The organism is Mycobacterium sp. 29Ha, assembly GCF_032883055.1.
In the GTDB taxonomy this organism is placed as follows: Bacteria; Actinomycetota; Actinomycetes; order Mycobacteriales; family Mycobacteriaceae; genus Mycobacterium; species Mycobacterium gallinarum.
On sequence record NZ_JAMQTI010000010.1, the window covers coordinates 21752 to 39874 of the forward strand.

The 18123-nt window shown below is 65.1% G+C and carries 22 protein-coding genes and 2 pseudogenes; 10 read left to right on the forward strand and 14 right to left on the reverse strand.

The window, feature by feature from the left end:
* Positions 1–75: 75 nt before the first annotated feature.
* From M1248_RS14620 to M1248_RS14650, 7 genes and pseudogenes are all read right to left on the reverse strand, one after another.
* Positions 76–276 (reverse strand): annotated as a pseudogene (locus M1248_RS14620) (IS256 family transposase); the annotation flags it as partial.
* 147 nt (positions 277–423) lie between these two features.
* Positions 424–1461 carry a hypothetical protein gene (locus M1248_RS14625; RefSeq protein ID WP_317148805.1) on the reverse strand — a complete coding sequence of 346 codons (1038 nt, stop codon included), beginning with the start codon at positions 1459–1461 and terminating at the stop codon, positions 424–426.
* Positions 1451–1879 carry a hypothetical protein gene (locus tag M1248_RS14630; protein WP_317148806.1) on the reverse strand — a complete coding sequence of 143 codons (429 nt, stop codon included), beginning with the start codon at positions 1877–1879 and terminating at the stop codon, positions 1451–1453. The genes M1248_RS14625 and M1248_RS14630 overlap by 11 nt, the downstream gene beginning before the upstream one ends.
* Positions 1849–2823, reverse strand: coding sequence for a hypothetical protein (locus M1248_RS14635; protein WP_317148807.1), 975 nt, complete (start codon positions 2821–2823; stop codon positions 1849–1851). The genes M1248_RS14630 and M1248_RS14635 overlap by 31 nt, the downstream gene beginning before the upstream one ends.
* 3 nt (positions 2824–2826) lie before the next feature.
* A complete protein-coding gene (locus M1248_RS14640) occupies positions 2827–3159 on the reverse strand; it encodes a helix-turn-helix transcriptional regulator (protein ID WP_317148808.1) in 333 nt (110 codons plus the stop codon).
* Positions 3160–3342: a hypothetical protein gene (locus M1248_RS14645; protein WP_317148809.1), complete on the reverse strand. Its 183-nt coding sequence runs from the start codon at positions 3340–3342 to the stop codon at positions 3160–3162. It lies immediately after the preceding gene.
* Positions 3343–3813 (reverse strand): hypothetical protein, encoded by a 471-nt coding sequence (locus M1248_RS14650; RefSeq protein ID WP_317148975.1) that lies wholly within the window; start codon positions 3811–3813, stop codon positions 3343–3345. It lies immediately after the preceding gene.
* On the opposite strand from M1248_RS14650, the pseudogene M1248_RS14655 reads away from it, so the two are divergent.
* Positions 3812–3949 (forward strand): annotated as a pseudogene (locus M1248_RS14655) (site-specific integrase); the annotation flags it as partial. The gene M1248_RS14650 and the pseudogene M1248_RS14655 sit on opposite strands and share 2 nt — an antisense overlap.
* Here M1248_RS14655 and M1248_RS14660 read toward each other — a convergent pair.
* Positions 3933–4100 carry a hypothetical protein gene (locus M1248_RS14660; protein WP_410506676.1) on the reverse strand — a complete coding sequence of 56 codons (168 nt, stop codon included), beginning with the start codon at positions 4098–4100 and terminating at the stop codon, positions 3933–3935. The pseudogene M1248_RS14655 and the gene M1248_RS14660 sit on opposite strands and share 17 nt — an antisense overlap.
* Before the next feature lie 305 nt (positions 4101–4405).
* Here M1248_RS14660 and M1248_RS14665 point away from each other — a divergent pair, with 305 nt between their 5' ends.
* From M1248_RS14665 to M1248_RS14680, 4 genes are all read left to right on the forward strand, one after another.
* The gene (locus tag M1248_RS14665) at positions 4406–5440 is read left to right on the forward strand and encodes a tyrosine-type recombinase/integrase (RefSeq protein ID WP_317148810.1); all 1035 of its coding nucleotides are present in this window, start codon (positions 4406–4408) and stop codon (positions 5438–5440) included.
* 190 nt (positions 5441–5630) lie between these two features.
* A complete protein-coding gene (locus M1248_RS14670; protein WP_317148811.1) occupies positions 5631–6206 on the forward strand; it encodes a hypothetical protein in 576 nt (191 codons plus the stop codon).
* Positions 6207–6377: 171 nt separating this feature from the next.
* On the forward strand, positions 6378–6935 hold the full coding sequence (locus M1248_RS14675) for an Imm61 family immunity protein (protein ID WP_317148812.1): 558 nt from the start codon (positions 6378–6380) through the stop codon (positions 6933–6935).
* Positions 6928–7506 carry a hypothetical protein gene (locus M1248_RS14680; RefSeq protein ID WP_317148813.1) on the forward strand — a complete coding sequence of 193 codons (579 nt, stop codon included), beginning with the start codon at positions 6928–6930 and terminating at the stop codon, positions 7504–7506. Before M1248_RS14675 ends, M1248_RS14680 begins: the two co-directional genes overlap by 8 nt.
* Before the next feature lie 48 nt (positions 7507–7554).
* Here the strand turns inward: M1248_RS14680 and M1248_RS14685 are convergent, their stop codons facing one another.
* Together M1248_RS14685 and M1248_RS14690 are read right to left on the reverse strand one after the other, a co-directional pair.
* A complete protein-coding gene (locus M1248_RS14685) occupies positions 7555–8343 on the reverse strand; it encodes a hypothetical protein (RefSeq protein WP_317148814.1) in 789 nt (262 codons plus the stop codon).
* A gap of 348 nt (positions 8344–8691) precedes the next feature.
* Positions 8692–8880 carry a hypothetical protein gene (locus M1248_RS14690; RefSeq protein WP_317148815.1) on the reverse strand — a complete coding sequence of 63 codons (189 nt, stop codon included), beginning with the start codon at positions 8878–8880 and terminating at the stop codon, positions 8692–8694.
* 208 nt (positions 8881–9088) lie between these two features.
* Here M1248_RS14690 and M1248_RS14695 point away from each other — a divergent pair, with 208 nt between their 5' ends.
* A complete protein-coding gene (locus tag M1248_RS14695) occupies positions 9089–9409 on the forward strand; it encodes a hypothetical protein (protein WP_317148816.1) in 321 nt (106 codons plus the stop codon).
* 756 nt (positions 9410–10165) lie between these two features.
* Here M1248_RS14695 and M1248_RS14700 read toward each other — a convergent pair.
* Positions 10166–10297, reverse strand: a complete 132-nt coding sequence (locus tag M1248_RS14700) for a hypothetical protein (protein WP_317148817.1) — start codon at positions 10295–10297, stop codon at positions 10166–10168.
* 247 nt (positions 10298–10544) lie between these two features.
* The gene (locus tag M1248_RS14705; protein ID WP_317148818.1) at positions 10545–10811 is read right to left on the reverse strand and encodes a hypothetical protein; all 267 of its coding nucleotides are present in this window, start codon (positions 10809–10811) and stop codon (positions 10545–10547) included.
* Between the two features lie 176 nt (positions 10812–10987).
* On the opposite strand from M1248_RS14705, the gene M1248_RS14710 reads away from it, so the two are divergent.
* From M1248_RS14710 to M1248_RS14725, 4 genes are all read left to right on the forward strand, one after another.
* Complete coding sequence (locus tag M1248_RS14710; RefSeq protein WP_317148819.1) at positions 10988–11587, forward strand: hypothetical protein; 600 nt, start codon at positions 10988–10990, stop codon at positions 11585–11587.
* 1677 nt (positions 11588–13264) lie between these two features.
* Positions 13265–14227, forward strand: coding sequence for a ParA family protein (locus M1248_RS14715; protein ID WP_317148967.1), 963 nt, complete (start codon positions 13265–13267; stop codon positions 14225–14227).
* Complete coding sequence (locus M1248_RS14720; protein ID WP_317148820.1) at positions 14218–14856, forward strand: hypothetical protein; 639 nt, start codon at positions 14218–14220, stop codon at positions 14854–14856. Before M1248_RS14715 ends, M1248_RS14720 begins: the two co-directional genes overlap by 10 nt.
* A 127-nt stretch (positions 14857–14983) precedes the next feature.
* Entirely contained in the window at positions 14984–15730 is a 747-nt protein-coding gene (locus tag M1248_RS14725; RefSeq protein WP_317148821.1) for a hypothetical protein, read from the forward strand.
* 333 nt (positions 15731–16063) lie between these two features.
* Here M1248_RS14725 and M1248_RS14730 read toward each other — a convergent pair whose 3' ends face one another.
* Entirely contained in the window at positions 16064–16762 is a 699-nt protein-coding gene (locus M1248_RS14730; protein ID WP_317148822.1) for a WhiB family transcriptional regulator, read from the reverse strand.
* Positions 16762–17937 (reverse strand): helix-turn-helix domain-containing protein, encoded by a 1176-nt coding sequence (locus tag M1248_RS14735; protein ID WP_317148823.1) that lies wholly within the window; start codon positions 17935–17937, stop codon positions 16762–16764. The genes M1248_RS14730 and M1248_RS14735 overlap by 1 nt, the downstream gene beginning before the upstream one ends.
* Between the last annotated feature and the right edge of the window lie 186 nt (positions 17938–18123).

Here is an 18123-nt window from a genome sequence, read left to right on the forward strand (position 1 = left end):
CAATCCGTGCATGCGATGGTCAAGTCCAGGGACGTGGTGTACGACGTCGTCGTGTGATTCTTCGTCGTGATGGGTTCAGGCGGTCAGTGCCGCGGGTGTGTCCTCCTGTTCGGGTGGGGTGTCGTTGACGGTGCGTGATTTGCTCAGGACGTCCAGGCCGAGGTAGCGCCGGGATTCGGCCCATTCGTCGTGTTGTTCGGCCAGCACGGCGCCGACGAGGATCAGCGCGTCGCGGTCGGGGAAGATGCCGACGACGGTGCGGAGTTTGCGCATTTCGGCGCCTTCGTCGTCGCTGGCGAGTCGGCGGGGTTGGTCATAGAGCGCTTCGACTTTCTCGGTGACGGCGAAGTACTCGTCGGCGACGGTTTTGTCGGCGATGCGCTCTGGCGACGTGGGATATTGCAACTGTCGGAATGCCTCTCTTTAGCGGTATGTTCTGCGGCTGATTTCGGCGGCGTAGTCGGTCCAGTCGCCTGCGGAGGCGCGTTGCCAGGCCACGGCGACGGTGATGTGGATGCCGAGCATGCGGGCGAGGATGGCGGCGGGCAGGTCGGTGGCGAGTTGGAACAGCGCGGTGGAGCGGTTTCTGGCGGGTTGGAGTCCGAGTTGGCGGAGTCGCTCGGTGAGTGCGTACGGGCTGATCGGGCGCCCGGGTTGCCCGCCGGGCAACAGCCATGGCGAGGTACCGGGGTCGCCGACGACGGCTTTTCCGTGACGGTTCGCCACGGCCGCGAGGGCAAGCGCGGCAACGGGTTCGGGCAGCACGACGGGCTCGTCGCCGAGACGGATAAGGACCTGCCCGGCGCTGGTGCGGATGTGGTCGATCGTCAGCCGGCTGATCGCGGCCGGCCATTGGGCGTAGAGCAGCACGAGCAGGCCGGCGAGGCGGTCTTCGGGTTTGATCGTTTCGTCGTGGAGCAGCCGCCGAGCCTGGTCCCATCGGGCCTCGGTGTCGATGACGCCGCAGGGACCGTCCCATTTGATGGCTGGCGCGTCGAGGGTGGTGAGTTTCTGCTTGTTGGCCCATCGCAGGAAGTGGCGGGTTTCCCGCCGCAGTGTGGCGTTGTCGCTGACGGTCCATTCGTCGAGGTTGCCTTGCCGTGCGTCGGCGAGCGAAAGGCCTTGTGCGGCGAGCCAATCGAGGAATCCGATCGCGGCTCGTACGTGCTGCCGGACGAGGACGTATTGGTTGTGGGTGGTGTCGGCGCCTCGGGTACGTTGTCGCAGGCGCCGCAGCATGTGCCACAGGGCGTACCGGCGCAGCAGGTGTTGTTCATCGGGGTCTGCTCGCTCGGCGATGGCGGTGTGGACCCATTGTTCGAGTCGGATCATGTGTTCGTCGCGGGTGGGCAGGATTCCCGCGGCGATGAGGATGCTGCGCAGGTGCTCGACGGTCTTCCCGGTGGGCAGCTCGTCGAGTGTTTGGTGGGTGATGGCGCGTCCGGGGAGCTCACGCAGCATCTGGGGGGCGGAGCTTCTGTCGAGCCAAGCGCTCAGCGTGGCTGGCCGCTTGGTCGCGGCCAGCGACCCGGTAGAGGACTTCCCGGTCGGCCGGGATGGCGCCGGTGTCGTCGGCGAGCAGTTCGTGCAGGCGCGTGGTGACCGAGCAGCGAGCGCACCGCCCGTGGTGCAACCGTCCGGGTTGGCCGCAGCCGGCACAACTGCGCCAGGCGTTGTCGGGCCGGGTGCACAACGAGCACAACGGCTCATCGAGGGTTCCGCCGCGCAGCGGGGCGACCTCGCCGCAACCAGTGCAGCGGATCCACCGCTGCTTGCACGCCAAGCACCAGGGTTTGTCGGTGGCCTTGGAGACCACGCATGCTGCGGTCCGCCCGCAGATCGCGCACGTCAGCACGGCGCCGGGGTACGCACTTGCCACAGAGCGGTCCGTCGGGTGTTCGAACCTGGACCAGTCGACGTCGGCCGCACTCGACGCATGTTTCGCGGTTGGCGGGATCGGTGATCAAGCAGTGGGCGCACAGCGGTCGCCCTTGCTCGTCGCGGGTGGCGGCCTCGCGCACCCCCCGCACCGGCCACAGGGTTGGGCGCGGGACTTGGCGGTGCAGTTGCGGCACAGCCACTTGTCGTCGATTCGCCTGTGCAGGTGAATGATTCGACCGCAGCGGGGGCAGGGCGGCGGATGATCGCGCTCGCTCCGGCGTGGCACAGGGTGTCGATAAGACGCAGGACCGACCGTCTCGGTGCTTCGGCGCCGGCGCCGGTGAGCAGCTCGGGCCGGTCCTGCAACGCCCAGGCAAGCTGATGACGGTGCCCGGACCGCGGGGCCGCCAACCTCACCGCTGCGGCGGCGACGTCGGTCGACAGGGCCGCGTCGGCGGCGGCTATCACCTCGACCGCGAGCTCGAGAGGATCACACCCGCCGTCGGGCGGACACGCCACGCAACGTGGTTGTCCGTCGCGGTCCCGCGTAGAGATCGGGCGGATTCGTCCACACCCGCCGCACGGTTCGCGCACCGGACCGCAGACTGCGCAGTACCAGTCGTCGCCGCGGCGTTGCAGCGTGCGCAGGTGTTTGCCGCACTCGGCGCACACCGGTGCCGAAATGCGCGTTGCACCAGCGTTGTTCAGCGCGACCAGCAGGTCCCCGACCGCGTGAGGGGCGGGTGAGCGGCCGTCATCGAGAACTCGCGGCCGATCGAGCAGGGCCTGGGCGAGTCGGCGGCGTTTGACCCGACCACCGGCGATCTCCTCGACCACGCGCGTGATTGTCGACCGGTCCAGGCCAGGCTTGCGCTCGGCGATCAGGTCGACGACGACCCCGATCGGATCGGCAACCACCTCGGGCGCGAATACCCCAGGCAACGGTCAGCTTTCCATCGCGGTGATGCGGGCCCGTTTGGGCCTCAGGTCGCCGATGGTGGTGTTGTCGCCGCCGGCGGCACGCTTCTTCCGCGCCGGTGCAGCCGCCGCGATCGGTTCGATCAGCTCATCCATGCTGCAGTCGAGAATGTCGCACAGCGCCATCAGAATCTTCAAGCTCAGCCGCTCCGGGCGATCCACCACCAGCCGGTACACCTGGCTGGAGGACAGGTGGATACCGCGCTGCGCCAACGGCTCAATCAGGTCGGTGGTGGCGAACATGCCGCGGGCGGCCATCACCTGGCGCAGGTGCCAGCGGTAGTCAAGTTTGCGCGGCATTCAGCTCTCCTTCCGGCGCTGAGATGCCTCGTCGTCGAACGCGGGGTCGAGGGCCTTACGCAGCGCGGTGTTCATGAAGTCACCGGACACATGGGTGTAGATCGCCGTGGACGTATCGCATCGATGCCCAACCGCGGTCTGGATGAACCGTCGATCAACACCGTCCTCGGTCAAATGTGTCACCTAAGAATGCCGAAGACTATGCGGGGTAAGGATTTTCGGCAACCCGAGCGCATCCCGGTAGGCGACGAAGCGGGCATTGATCTCCGCCGGAGCGACACGGCCGCCGCGTTCGGTCACCCACATCGCCGGATGCTCCTGGCACCCGAAGCGGGGCCGGATGTTGTCGACATAGTCAGCGACCGCCTCCACCGCCCAGCCCATCACCGAAGGCACATTGCGCCGGCGCGGCGGCTGCCCACGCACCGCCTTGCCATAGCGCACGTGCAGCATCCCGAACCGCCCGAACTCCGGCGCCGCCGGGTTGCGGCCCCAGTCAAGAACGTCCAACTTCGACGTCTCGGTGCGCCTTAGCCGTAGGAGTAGGCCACTTTGAACATCGTCGTGTCCCGGTAGGCCAGGCAGCCAGCCCTTGCGCGCCGAGGCAGCGATCAGGGCGACTCGGTCGTCGGCATGGTCAAAGAAGTCCTGCAACTACGGTTGGGACCGGGTGTGTGAACAGAGATTCGGCACCCACCCCGCTCAAGTGTTTTTCGAGTGGAACACCGCCGCACACGTGCAAGACAATGAGCAGTCGCCGACCAAGCGGGCGTTCACCACGAACGAGCTCGTGCCTGCCCCGCAACCGTGTCCGCATCCAAGTTGCGGCACAGTTGCTGATTGCGCCAACCCTCGAGCATCTCGTTGACCGTCTGGGCCTCAGGATGCAGCAGCGGAACCGAACCGACCACATACACGCGACCGCTCAGATCGACGGGCAAAACGGCCTCCAGATTGTCTCACTCAATAAATCATTGAATCATCCCCTGAATCATTACCACATTGGCGCAGGTAGCCGCACCACCTCGACACGACTCGGCCCCGGCGTTCGGCCCCATCCTGCAGACGGGTACTCCCCCGCGCACCATCACTGATCCCAAACCCGCAGAACAACAAGGGATTTAGCCACCACGCCACAGCGGTACCAATCGACGCCGACCCCGGCACCTGTAATTCATCTGATGAAAATGGCGGAGTTTCTCGTGGATAACTGCTGTTATGCATGAAACTGTGCGACCATTGCTTCATGACGCCGCCGCGACCCAGCTGCGTCGATGGGGAATCGGGCTTCCCCGCATGGTTTTTGGACTTCCTCGCCGATCGGGCCATTCGCAAGCCCTCACCACATACGATGAAGGCGTATAGCCAGGATTTCGACGCAATCGCCACCCTGCTTGCCGGCATCCCCGAACGGGTCGTTGACTTGACGCCCGATGCCCTGACCAAAGAAGCGATGCAGACCGCCTTCGCCGCTTACGCGCACACCCACGCGGCCGCGTCGATCCGGCGCTGCTGGTCGAACTGGAACACGTTGTGCGACTTTCTCTATACCGGCGACGCAATAGCAGCTAATCCGATGCCGCTGATCGGCCGACCCAAGGTGGCGAGGACGCTTCCGAAAGGCCTTGGCGCTGAAACGGTTTCCGGGCTGCTAGGGGTGATCGATCTGGACCGTGGTTCGATGCGCCGTTCCGACTGGGCCGAGCGCGACCGGGCTATCGTCCTGGCGGCTGTGCTCGCCGGACTTCGGGCGGACGAACTGGTACGTGCCGATGTCGGTGACATCCGACCCACCGATGAGGGCGGTGTCGTGCATGTGCATGGTAAGGGCAACAAAGATCGCCGAATACCGGTAGAACACGCCCTAATTCGCGAGGTCGAGACATATCTGGAGTCCCGAGCAGTTCGTTTTCCAGGCACGACGAAACGGCGTTCCACCCAGACCGGGCTAGCTGCGTGGCCGGCCACAGCCCCACTGTTCGTCGGCAGTGACGGTGAGCGCATGACACGCGGCACGCTCCAGTACCGGGTACTGCGCGCGTTCAAGAAGTCAGGGCTGAACAGTCAACGGGCCGCTGGAGCCTTGGTGCACGGATTCCGCCACACGTTCGCGACCGAGCTCGCCAACGGGAATGTCAGTGTGTACGCGCTGATGAAACTTCTCGGGCATGAGTCGATGGTGACCTCGCAGCGCTACGTTGACGGCGCCGGCGCGGAGAACCGTGCGGCAGCAGCCCGGAACCCGCTGTACGGCCTGATCGAACGACCTCGGGAACCGTAGCTTGCCGCTTCTTCGCCAAGACAACCCACAGCATCGGCTTTGATCTGCGCCAGATAATAGCGATTATGTCAGGTTTTCCTGATAGCGATACGGTCGACCATCAGGCCGCCTTGACATCTGCGGTAGGCTCCCGTCCATGGGATGGGAGTACTCCACCGGCGACCAAGGCAGCGAATGGCATGAGGGATACATGGTCGCCGAGTTCGAAGACGGTTTACGGGCCCTGGGAATCAGCGGCGCCGGAATTCCACCCGGGCATCTTGCCGTCGACCAGTACGGCGACGGCACATTCGGCCAGGATGCAGTGCGCCGCCACGGCGGCGACGCTGCGTTTCTGACTAGGCCCGCCGGCGACGTCATCGGCTGGCGCGTTGTCTGCAACTGTTACGCCGCCGGCGACACGCTGCCTACCAAACGCTGGTTCAGTCAACAGCTTTGGACGCGTGTGCCCTCACCAGTGAGGCACGATCCCAACGCATTTCGCATTTACGCAGCCGACGACGACATACTCGATGTGGTCAGCGGCGACGTCTATACCGCTGGCCACGCCGTGTGGTCCAACGAGCACATCAGCGACATCGACGCCGAAGCCGAGATTAAAACAGCGCGCGCGGCGATTCGTTCCGCCGAAGAGCAACTAGACCAAGCCGTCCTTCAGGCGCGCGCAAAACAATTGTCATGGGCGAAGATCGGTGCCGCAGCAGAGATGTCGGCCCAAGCCGCGCATGAACGTTGGGCACACCGCGCGCGAGAGACAATGTCATGACTGAGCAAGAACCGATCAACAGCCGCCTGTCCACGTACAGACTGCTTCAAGGGTTCAGAGGCACCGGCTCAAGTCGTACCTGAGCCAGCCAGCACCGCACCCCGAACGTGACACGTCCGGGGACCGCCGCCAGCTCCCCCACCCTGCCGAGGGCTGACTAACGTTAGGCGCATGATCGAGGCACCAACGCTGAGTGGCGAATGCCTCGGCTGGGTGCTGATCGCCGGCTACTCGTGCTACACGGACGAAACCTCGGGCGCCACGGTCATTGCTGCGCCGCCCGGGAGGGTGGGAACCCGCTATTCACTGCACCGTGACCCGGCCGGACGACTGAGACTGCTCGAGTTGCACGACGGCGGCGAGGAGTTGGCACTTTATGCAGGCGAGATGGACGTCGTCGAGCGGTTTCTGATCGGCGTCCTGGCCGACGAGGTGCGTGACGACCTCGGGCTGCCGTATTTGGAGCTGCCGTGGGCACTCGACCACACCGCCCCTGGGTACACCGTCAGTAGGATGTCGCCGCGGGGTTACCGCACGCTGAGCCGGGCCGACGGCAGCCCGATCGCCGCGGCGCGCGATCTGACGCTGAGCCTGGTGAAGCTCGTCCCACTCTCGCACTTCATGCGTTACGACCTGCCTGCTCTCAAGCACTCGTTCTTGGATGAGAACGGGGCTCCCCTGCTGGCGCTGGGCACCTACGGAGGATCGGCGAAGGCCGGCTATGGCTGATCTTGACGAGGAGTTTGTCGAGATCATCGATGCGGTGGGTCCTCGCCGGCGCACACTGATCGCCGCTGCGGCGCGTGCCTTGGCTGACGACATCCGCGCTGACGCTGATCGGCTCGGCGCCGCGGCGATCCACACGTCGATCCGAACGCGGTTCCGGGTCCTTGGCTGGCTGCCGCAACAGACATTCGGGCAGAGCCGGTTCTGGCGCTACCAGCTGGCGGCCGCGGCCGAGGCGTTGGCAGACGAGACTGAGCGCTGGGGAGCGCCTGTCCCCCGCTGCACGGGTGAAGAGATGGTCCTACATCTGACACTGCACAGAGCAGCCGCGGCCGCGGGATGTCCTCGGGAGCAGGTGTTCGCCTGGCCCACGGATCCGACTCGCGACAATGGCTGGGGCGACCTCTTCGAGTACCTGTTTCAGGATCACGACGTGCTCATGCTTTACGACGTGCCGGAGTACGGCATGTCCGACATGGGAACGGTGAACATTGAACCGCTCCAATGGTTTACAGAGTTCTCGCTCCCCTACCCCGTCCCGGATCGGCACGGGCCGTACCCAGGCGAGGTTTGAGGTGTTGCGGCGGGCCAAACGTCTTGGACGGTCGCGCCGAGTCCAGCGTCATTCCTCCCAGGGCGCAGGTCCGGAGATCCTCGCCTGTAACGGATCGACACCGTCGGGGTAGGTGTAGTAATCCCTGACCGGTAGGGCGAAAAATCCCCGGCCGCCGTCGCGTTCGTGCGCGCGCAGCAGATCCCGTGCGCGCGTGGGCTTGATGTCGTGGAGTCCCTTAACATCTGGACGTTGCCCGCACAAGCCAGTCCCATCGCGGCAGACCAGCACCTCAAACACCTGGACCGCGCAGAGAGAATTGGTGCAGCTCAACTGGATTCGCCCCGTATCGGCGGCCACGTCGTCGTCGGTGACCACGCAGGACTGCTCACCGCAGTACAGACATCCCATGTCGCGCCCGTCGGTGCGCGCATACGGTGCGGTGCCCGCGGCCCACCCGTCGCCGAGCCCGTGTGACCACGCTGGCCGCGGCCCAGAGGGCTTGTGGCGCTCCATGATGCGCACGTCGGTGCGTTGCGGGGTGGTCGCGGTCCCGTCGCGCATGATGATGACCTCGAACTCGCGGGCATCGCAGTCCGAGTTGTCGCAGTACATCGCCACGCGGCCGTTGTCGGAGCGCAGGTCGGTGGCCGAGATGATGAGTTCGTGCTCCCCGCAGAAGTAGCACATCGGCGAGGTGTCCATATCGGTTCGTACCCACGGCATCTGACCGGGCTTCCACCGCCGACGGGGCGTCGAGGTGTACGCCACCGCGCGCTTGGCCTGCTGGTAGGTCAACTCGGGGTGCGCCTGCCGGTAAGCGCGGGCCGCCTTCTTGAAGGGGTTGTTTTTGGTCATAGACCGTCCAATCACTGGAGTTGTGACGGCAGCCCGCACCTACCGAACACTTCAACAGTGACGGAAACTCGCAGATCCTCACGTGAACCTTTGCCCTCAAACGTCGGAGGTGGTGCGGGCACCAGATCGACTCGGGGTCAGCCATGCGAACGGCTCTGGAGTCAGCATACCCGCCGTCCTCGGATGCCTGCGGTGACGAGTCGATCGCGCATTCCGTGTCGCTGAGGGCTACGACTTTTCACCTCTGCAGTCGGTGCCCTACACACACGCGTCAGGCCGACCGATACGCGCTCGGAACCTTAGACGCCGGCGGCCTGCTCGCCCACGATCGGCGCTGGTAGATCGCGGCTATTTCGCTAGGGGGTGCACTGTGCCGCCGGCCGCGGCGGCGTAGTCAGCAGCTTCCTGGCGTTCAGCATCGGTGAACGCGCGGACATCTTCCGGGTGTCCCGGCACGACCACAAGCAGCGTCAGATCAGCGAGGGCGGCGGGTGCTCTCTTGGGCGCTTGGCGGCTCGGTGGGCTCGGTTCAGTCACAGTCCCATTGTCCGCGCCAAAAGGGACAGGCCAGGAATCGGCGCGAGACGGTTGAGCCCCACTCGGATGCTTCCCCGTCCGCCGGCGCCGGTCTCATTCCTGGGATCACCTTGTGAAAGTGCGAACGCGGCTTGTCATGCGATGGAGGCCGCGTTTTGTACGTGGTGTCGCTCGGTCGTCTTAACATCTGGCGCATGGCAGGTTTTGGATGACCCTGGCGACCGTCTCGTTGGCCCTAGTGCTGATGGCCTTGCACGTGAAACGGGGCTGGGCTTCGACGTCCGGGGCGGCCGCGCTTACCGGCATGACCGGGGTGCTGGTCGCATTCGTCGTGATCGGCACCCTGGTGGAGGGCGCTGTGCACAACGCAGCGTGGCTGCGAGACGACCCGTACGCCGTGTGGTTTCTGATCTTCATCGCGTTCGGCTGCTTTGTGGTGGGCGCTGCGAAGGCGGCTCCCTGGCTTATCGCCCAGGCCGTCGCCGAATCTGATGGCCACCAGGAGACGGCCGACCGCAGCGGCGCGTAACGCGTTCGCGCGACGCAGAGCGGATCGTCGGGGCCATGGCGAACGGACCGTCGCTGGCTTTAGGTCCCGACCTCAGCCACGCTGGGTCGCCAACCCCGCGCGGTGTGCGTGCCGCGCCGGCACCGGCGCCGTTCCGTGTTATCGGCGAACGGATATAGCGCCAGGGCTGCGGCAGTGACCTCCACCGGTTAGCCACTGACCTCCAACTGTCCGCCGCCGGGCGCCACTGGTCGGCCACCGGCCGCCACAGCTAGCCGCTACAGTCCCGTCTCGTTTCACCCGGATTGGGCCGCCCGGCCTTTAGTCACCACCCGGTACGGCCCCATCGCATCGAATCGTCCGGGCGCGATATCTCGTGAGGTAGGCCGTAAGGCGGCGCGTGACCGTGCCGCCACAGGTTGCCACCCGTTCGCCACGCATCCCATGCTCGGTCCCAGTCCGTGACGGACCGCTGGCGAGCTGCGATGAGCTAGGTCCGGCACCGCATGACGGACGGGGGCCAGGGGCAGCTCATTCGACCCGTCGGGACAGCTAGCGGGCGGCGGCCGTGGCGGCGCCGAGTGTGATCCAGATGGCCGCGCTCGACCTCGGACCGACGCTGTCGGTACGCGCCGGGAGCGCTGGTCGATCTAGTCCTGGCTCGCTTTGCCGCGGACTTCGCGAACGAGACGGCCGAATCCGGGGGTATTTGTCGTCCCGGTGGTTGGGCCAGTCAGCTGGGTAGCGCTCAGCCGGCTCCTGGAGGCGCTTCTCGCGCTACTTGGAGCGGCGCTTGGGCGTCGGCGGCAGGAAGGCGTCGAGCGCCGCGGCCATCATCTCCGAGCGGTTGGTTTCCTGTGCGCCGACGCGCTGCTGGGCCATCTGTGCGCTGCCCACTCCATGAGCCATTCATCACGGCCAACCCCCTGTGGTGGGTGTCGGTCAGTGCCATGGCTCGACCGCGGCCAGACTCCACGGGTCGGCGGCCGGCTAGGCTCCTCGGACCCCGGGCTGGCGGGCGCGCGATTCAGCCGAGTGGGTTGAGCCACTTGAATTTTCGCGACGTCACTGGCGACATCGCCGATGTCCTGTGGGATTACCCCGACTGGCATCTCTCCGAGTATGGGCCGATCACGGCCGGTCAGAGGACCTGAAGTTAGACGAGTTCGAGGTCGAGGTCGAGGTCACTTAAGGCCGAGTCGCCGCTCAGCGCCAAGATGTCGAGAGCGTTGCGAAATGCGGCCTCGAGATCCAGCCCGCTTACGGGTGGATCAGCAGGGAGCGGCAAACCCAGGCGCGCCCGGATAAGGACAGGGACCTTGACGTTCAGCTCCTCCGCAGCGACCTCCAGTACCCGGAAGTGCTTAGGCAGAAATCGGACACCAGTGAGGTCCTTGCCCCGACGACTCTCCGATACGCTCACTGCCCCATCGCTCCCTGTGCTGACCTGGTGGTCTGCGCCTAGTGTACATAATGGATGTCCCTAGTGTACTTACCGCGCATACGTGTCGCGACTTATGTGGAGGTGGCGGCGCAATTGCATCCACTCGACAGTAGGCACATTAAGTACACTATCGTGATTGACGAGGGAGGCTGCCGGTGCCTGCAGAGGGTGCGCTCAAGTACCCGCCTGCCGGGGTGCCGAGAGAGCCTGCGCCCGACCGGCGATCCGTTGCACTGAAAGATGCCGCGCGACGCCTACACATGGATCGCCGCACCCTGCAGAGTGCCGTTATCGCGGGCGAGATCCACGGATGGGCCCGGCCTGGTCTGCAACGGCTGCGCTGGTACGTCTACGAGGATCAACTACCGGCCACTACGTCGACCCCCAGCGATGGGCCCGAAGGTACTGCTCGATCCGCTGGATCGGATGACGTTGCCGCGCTACGCCGCGAGTTAGCCCAACTGCGCGCCCAGGTACAGACCCTCCAGCAGGAAGCCGGCAGCGTCGACGTGACGCAAGTGATCGCGTCGGTTCGCAACGAGCTGCGTGCCGAACTCACCGGCATCGCTGAATCGGCCGTTGCCGATCTGAGCGCCGAAATCGTCAACTTGAGGGAGTCCAACCTGCTTCTCCTGGAAGCGCAGGAAGAACTGGGCGGGGTCGCAACCACCTTGGAGTCGGTTGCGCAGAAGTATCGCCGCGCGTTGGCGCTGTTCATGACGCCGGGGCATCCGGGGGAACTAACGACGCGCTGAGGCGTTGCGCTCCTGCTCCCCTACCCTGTAGCCCCTCGTCCGCTTCAGATCAGACGTGGCGCCCATGCCCAAGGAGACAGCAGGTCCGCCGGCCGAGGGCGCGCCGGCGTCCCCATCCTGGTCAGTGGTCGCCGCAGGCCAGGCAGCCACCCCTCCAAGGCGGGATCCGGGCCACGCCACGGGCCTCCTGCGCGGTCGCTGCTCGAGGTTGGGCTTCAGTCTGCGGCCGCCGCGGGTCCCCTGACGGGACGCTTCCTCACACGCAGGGCAGCCCAGCCTCGACGCGTTGTCGATTCGCAGCCCGGCCCGCGGCAGGCCGCCCTCAACTCAACGCTGTTGCTTCCCCCTCGATAACCAAGCAAGCGACGTCAGCAACTTTTGAAGCTGGCCCTCAAAGGCGGGCTGAAGTCCAGCTGCGCCAATTGCACGCCCAAACTCGCGGTTGCTGCGGTCCGCGCCCCCTCCCCCCCGGATCGGCTGGGCCGGCGGGTGTGCCGTCGGTTCCAGTCGAAGAACAAGGGGTCCGCTTGCGGGCCATGGCGCTTGGGGGTGCTGTACGTGGCCATACTGGATCGCGGCGGCTTTGGGAATCAGGGTAACCCGTTATATTTCGTCACAGTGACGATTTATTACCGCAGGTCAGATGCGATGCGGCTAACAGTGCGTTCTTCAACTGATACCCGCTTGGAATGCTCCGTCGTGCAGCGGGTCAGACTGCACGACGTACTTGCCTGTTAATTGCCCCGTAAGCAGCCGTGGCTACTTCTCGCCACACTGCGACCTATACGCGCCGCGCCGCCGTGACCTGGATCTGGTTGCGCACCATCATCGAGATACCGGCGAAAGTCCACAGCCGTGCACGGCGCCCGACTCGGCCCTGCGTGCGGAGCCAAGGCTGCTCCTTTGCGGGTATCCGCGTCGCGCGCCGTATCCCGGCTTGCACTGCAAACGCCACTTGTGCATGGCTGATGCGTGCTGCATCGGACATAGTCGCGCAGACAATGCGAGTACGGCTTGTCCGCGCCATAGCGCAGATTACTGCGCGCGCGGGTCGCGTAAGAGTCGGGCGCTGTGCTGTTTACCGCATGCTGCGCCGTGCCCGGTTCAAAGTCTGCGGCGAAACGCCGGTACCCGTAGCACGGTGCGCTTGGCCACCGATATCTGGTCAGGCGGCGCGCACAATAGGCCCCCAGGTATGCACTCAGGTATTGGGTCAGGTATCGGCGCGGATGGCGATAACAGCTCTTTCCAGTGCATTCCTGCATGTAATGAGCACTGCGATGGGCAACGGCTGACGGCACGCTAGCCTCGGGATACCCGTACGTATCGCGCGTCATATCGTGCCCCCAACGGTGAGTGACGGTCGCTGCACGACGTGAGTGAAGACTCGAATAGGGATGCGCCTCGACGCTTGCAGTACCGCCGCAGAAGTAATCCACTGCACGGTCCGCCCTACTAGCCGCGCAAGAATATGGTCGATTGCGGGGTGTGGAATCGCGGGTAACGCTTCGGCATCCATCGATCGGAAAATCGCCCCCTCGGCGTGGCGCTGCATGGCGTGTCGCGTCCTGACCATTACACTCGATCACGCACGAGGTACCGCGCGCCGGTGCGCACCGAAATCCATTGTCGTGCATGCGCGTTACCGATCTCGTTTCACCAGCTGAAGGGCACTTGATGTCGGAGAGCATAGCTGATTGGGGACAGCCCGAGCCGGACATAGTCTGGTCGCGTCTTGGGCATGTGTACCTCCTGTGCAACGGCAAAGGGGGAGTGGGAAAGACGACCACCTCAGCGCATCTCGGCGCGCTGCCGGCTTCTGACGGTGTACGAACGTTGATCGTCGACTTCAACGGTCAGGGCAATATTGCCCAGCTTTTGGGCTTCGCCTACACCGACCGGGATGACAACGGGCGCAACCTTTTTAGCGCGGTAACGGCTGGCGCGCCGCTGACTCCGGTGCGCGATGTGCGGCCGAACCTTGATGTCGTTCCCGGCGGACAATTTGTGCGCCGCATCAACGCCGCCCTGTCCGCGGAGATGGGTACCAAGGAAGACGCAAAGCGCGTGTTGTTGTCCCTGGCCGAGGCTCTGCAGGCCATCGCTGGGCGCTACCAGTTGATTATCATCGACTCCCCGCCGGAGAACCCGCTGCTGCTGCAGATCGCTTTATGCGCATCACGGTTCATCATCGTTCCGATGAAAACCGACCGCATGTCGCGTACCGGGCTGCGTGAACTCGCCGCCGAAATCCGTGGGATGCGCGAACATAACCCCTACGTGACGCTGCTTGGAGCGTTTGTATTCGCATCAGGAACGAGCTCGAAAAACATCAGGCGTGACCACAGCCTGGAAGTGGCCCAAGACCTCGGCAGTGATAGCAATTTGGTGTTGGACAGCTTCATTCGACACTCCGAAGGTGTCGCCAACCAAATCCTTAAGTACGGATTACTGGCTCACGAACTCGAGCAGGAGATCGAAAACAATCCGACCTTGCTGCGCCGCAGCACCACCAACGCAAACGTCCTCAGTAGCACGTCGCGACAAGTCGCAAAGGACTACGCAAAGCTCGCCAAAGAGGTCTTCACCCGAAGTGCTGAGCGACGAAACGAAATGATCGAAAAAGGAGTATGGCCGTGAACCTCAGACAACAAGACGTGCCTTCCGAGGACTTGTCGGACCTCGCCGGACCAGGTGCCCGGGGAGCTGGTTTGGCTGGCCTTGTCGGCGAACCTGCGGCCACTCCGACCCGAATCGGAGACGACCAGAAAGCGCCAACGGGGGGCCTCGACAGGGCTGGAGCCGCGACGATAGCCGCCGTACCAGACATCCGGGAGGACGCGCAGGCGGTTCGACCTCGTACCCGCAAGCCGGGTCGGCCACGCACGCGGGTTAAGCCGACCAGTGCGGTCTATGTCAGCTCGAACGTAAAGCAGCGGTTCGAGGCATACCGGCACAAGCGCAAGGCGACCAACCTCCAAGTCGTGCTGGAAGCGATCAGCAGCAAGCACGGTGAGTTGGCCGACATCATCCGTGAGTCGACGTTTAACACCGCACCGGTCAATCCCCTGTTTCCTGCTGACCCCTCAGCGGTGCGCTACGTCGGGGGAGGCAGTGTTCAGATCAGCTTCAGCCCGACGGCCGAGCAGGAGGCCGTGATCGACCAGATCGGCGCCGACCTGGGCATTGACACCCGCAGCACGTGGATAGCCCCGGTGCTGAACGCATTTCTGCCGGGCCGCAAGGATTCTGCTCCGGGGCGCGATTGAGGAGGGCTGTTCCATTGCCGCGCGCGGCGGCGGCGGCGGTCGGCGGCTCGGCGTGTACTCGGCGGTTGTGACCCGTCAGTGAAATACTGACTGGGTGGCGACCCGTCCGAAGGTCCATCGAGCCGAGGTGGGTCGCGCGATCGTGATGATCGCCAAACGGCGGGCCAAAGTGGACGATCGCAACCGCGACTTGCTGCCCGATTCTGCTGATTCCGATCCGCGCGAAGTGCTCGATTACCTGCGCAAATTCAGCGGTGCCGACATTCCTGCCTGGGTTCTTCAGGCTGAGATCGCCGATGCGTTGACGCTGAACAACTGGCTGTGGTGGGACGACCGGCGCCGGGAACTGTATTTCCTGCGCGCGGGCCGCGACCGTGGGATCTTCCTCGCGCAGCTGGGTCGTCAGGTCGGTGTGGGAAAGCAGGGAGTAATAGACCGCATTGACCGTCTGGAGGCATTGCTGCGCTATGACCGGCCCGACGAAAAGATCACCCGTACGGCGCGACGATCAGCGCGTGGAGCGCGTCAGCGTCGCCCTGTTGAAGATGCCTGGTTGCGGGCCCACCGTGATGAGTTGATCGCTCTGATCGCTGACGTGGTCCGGCAGGCTGGCATCTACAGACTTCTCGACGACGAGCGCGAATGGGTCGATCAGCTGGCGATGGATGCTCGCGACGATGACCTCACCCCGGCGACGATGATCATTTTGGGTTTGGCGGCCGCGGAGCTACGTAGCGCGCCGGCGGTCTTGGAGTTCGTCGGGACGCGGCCGTGCGGTGTTCATGGGGTGCTGGCACGGGCGGACGGGCTGCGCACGCAGTTTGCCGCGCTGGGCGCTGCCTCAGCGGATCCTCGCCGCCAGCATTCGGCGTGATCGTCTGTTAAGAGGTCGATTGGGCCCCCGTTTTCGACGTCGCGACTCGCCCCTATCAGTGCGCCCCGAGGAGACCGTCGGCTTTGGCCGTCGGGGGACGAACAGCAACTACTCTTCTGCACGGAGCGCCTGCCAAGACTGCAAGTCGGACCTCGGCCAGCTTCGACCCCAGAGCGATTTGAAGTAGCTGAATTGGGGGGAGGAGTGGCTGCGCGTGTCAATAGCCGATGATCTGTCGTCGCTGCTTCCGAGCGTTCAAGGAATTCTGTATTTGCCCGCGGCGCGATGAGCGATCGCGTCGCAGAAGGCGTTCACCAGGGCGCGCCCGGGTCGTCAGACTGCCTGATCGGCGCGGGTGATCCGTCGATCGACCTCGACGATGGTCGGGCCGCTGTCGAGGTAGACCCAGCGGGCTTGTCGCCAGTACAAGGGTGTGAAGGTGGGGTTGCCGGGCGGGTCGACGATGTATCCGAGCCGCCGCAGCAGCCGATCCTCGGTGCTGGACAGTGCCCGTTGGCAGGGTCTGCACACGCCGTAGGCGCTCGAGGCGTCCTCGGCGTGCCAGCCGGAATGCCCTGGGACGCGGCTCGCGATGGTGTCCTGTGTGTATCGGCAGACCGGTGTCATGGCCTCGCAGTGCCCAGACGATCTCGCCAAGATGACGGCCACGACCGTACGCGAAACCCCGTGGGGGGCCGGCGTTTCCGCTGGTGTCTCGGCGACCGGTGGGGGAGAGGTGGGGGTCGAAGTCGGGGGAGCGGCTGAGGCTGGATCTCGATCGCCAGACACACTGTCGGCTGGGCCTTGGGCGATTGCGCGAAGGTAATGCGAAACGGCGTCGAGGTTGTTGTCGATCCAGATACCGGCCCACATCCCGTAGGACGCGCCGTCGAGTGCTTGTTCAGCACACCAGCTGCGGCCAGGACAGGCCAGACAGCGTTCGAGTGCGTAGGTCCGGTTGTGCCGGTCGAACCACCGCTCCGGATCGGCTTGGCAGACCAATCGGGTCGGGCCGACCCTCACCGCGGCCATCAGCTGTGGCCCTTCTGATGAGAATCGTTCACCCGCGCTGCGCCTGGTGCGGTGAGGCCGCGCGCTGCGCGCACGGTGGCCTCGAAGTGCGCCGCTTCACGCGCGGCGATCTGGGTGCGGCGCTCGAGGCCGCGCCGGCCGATGGCGGCGGCCTGGGCGAGCGCTGCATTCCGGCCGGGTCCGTGCGCCGCCGCTTGTGCGGCGCGGCGGGCTTGTTCGTGCTGGGCGCGCTCAAGGGCGTTGGCGGCCTTGCGTTTCTGTTCAGCGGCAAGCTCGGCGGCTTCTCGGGCTTCGTCGGCGGCGGCTGGCCTGTCTGCGAGATTGTCGCGGCCGTGCCAGGCCAGGATCGCGCCGAGTAGTCCAATGGGCTTATGCGGGTTGTCGGGGATCCAGTGACCGCCAGTTCGCACCCAGTCGGTGATGATCTGGTTGATGTCTCGTGGTGTCCATCCGTGAGCGGCGGGACCTGCGAGGATGCGTGCCCACGCGGCGGGTGTGCGATGCCGGCGGGCCCACGGTGGGCTTTGCTCGTCGGTAATCCACCTGTTTGCCAGCGCGAGTGCCCGGGCTTCCGGGCGTTGGCGCCGTTTTTTGGCGCCGCTACCGGCGGCTTGCCGGCGGTTGGGGGTAGTTAGATTCTCCCTACGGGAGTTTTTATTCTTTACAGGAGACCCTCCGGGATGGGGTGACAGCTGTGGAAACCGACTGTCGTGAAGCGCCCACACTGAAGCCCAGCCACGGCCACGGTCACCGACGCGCCAGCTGGCCATCCGCTCGTCGCGAGAGCGCTGACGCCCCCGCAGAACCTCGGTCGCAACTCCCAGTAGCCGCAGCGCAGTCGAGGCGCGTTGCACGGTGCGTACGCTCAAGCCGGCGCACGCGGCGAGGGTTGCATTGGTGGGGCGACAGTCGCGGCCCGTGCGGTGGTCGGCGTAGCGTGCACGCGCTTCAGCTACCCGCAGAAGGGTTTTCAGCGCGATGGGGTTGCCGGGCATGGCGGGACGGACGTGGGTGGCGTAGCGCAGCGCGTAGGCCATCGGGACGGTTTCGCGGATCCATCGCAAGGCGCCGCCGGACCAGCAGGGGACGCCGGCCCATGGCAAATCGCCGAGGTCGAGTCGGATGCGCACCGGCGCGTGTAGCTCGTGATGTCCTGCGGCACGCAGGATCCACATCGGGGTGGTGCGCGCTGTGCCGGATCGTGGAGAGGTCCGGCTGCAGCCTCGGTACGAGCGAGGGGGCGTTGTTGCGAATTGATCACGGGGCGTGCCCTCTAGCACTGTTTGCGGGCATGCGCTACCGTGGAACCTGTCAGGCATGACGGTCCCTTCGGGGAAGGTGTGTGAAAGCACTTGAGTCGA

Coding starts and splice junctions, on each gene's coding strand:
- M1248_RS14625 (WP_317148805.1), bottom strand. CDS start 1,461: ATGCTGCGTGAGCTCCCCGGACGCGCCATCACCCACCAAACACTCGAC.
- M1248_RS14640 (WP_317148808.1), bottom strand. CDS start 3,159: ATGCCGCGCAAACTTGACTACCGCTGGCACCTGCGCCAGGTGATGGCC.
- M1248_RS14665 (WP_317148810.1), top strand. CDS start 4,406: ATGACGCCGCCGCGACCCAGCTGCGTCGATGGGGAATCGGGCTTCCCC.
- M1248_RS14670 (WP_317148811.1), top strand. CDS start 5,631: ATGGTCGCCGAGTTCGAAGACGGTTTACGGGCCCTGGGAATCAGCGGC.
- M1248_RS14675 (WP_317148812.1), top strand. CDS start 6,378: ATGATCGAGGCACCAACGCTGAGTGGCGAATGCCTCGGCTGGGTGCTG.
- M1248_RS14680 (WP_317148813.1), top strand. CDS start 6,928: ATGGCTGATCTTGACGAGGAGTTTGTCGAGATCATCGATGCGGTGGGT.
- M1248_RS14685 (WP_317148814.1), bottom strand. CDS start 8,343: ATGACCAAAAACAACCCCTTCAAGAAGGCGGCCCGCGCTTACCGGCAG.
- M1248_RS14695 (WP_317148816.1), top strand. CDS start 9,089: ATGACCCTGGCGACCGTCTCGTTGGCCCTAGTGCTGATGGCCTTGCAC.
- M1248_RS14700 (WP_317148817.1), bottom strand. CDS start 10,297: ATGGCTCATGGAGTGGGCAGCGCACAGATGGCCCAGCAGCGCGTCGGC.
- M1248_RS14715 (WP_317148967.1), top strand. CDS start 13,265: ATGTCGGAGAGCATAGCTGATTGGGGACAGCCCGAGCCGGACATAGTC.
- M1248_RS14720 (WP_317148820.1), top strand. CDS start 14,218: ATGGCCGTGAACCTCAGACAACAAGACGTGCCTTCCGAGGACTTGTCG.
- M1248_RS14730 (WP_317148822.1), bottom strand. CDS start 16,762: ATGGCCGCGGTGAGGGTCGGCCCGACCCGATTGGTCTGCCAAGCCGAT.
- M1248_RS14735 (WP_317148823.1), bottom strand. CDS start 17,937: ATGTGGATCCTGCGTGCCGCAGGACATCACGAGCTACACGCGCCGGTG.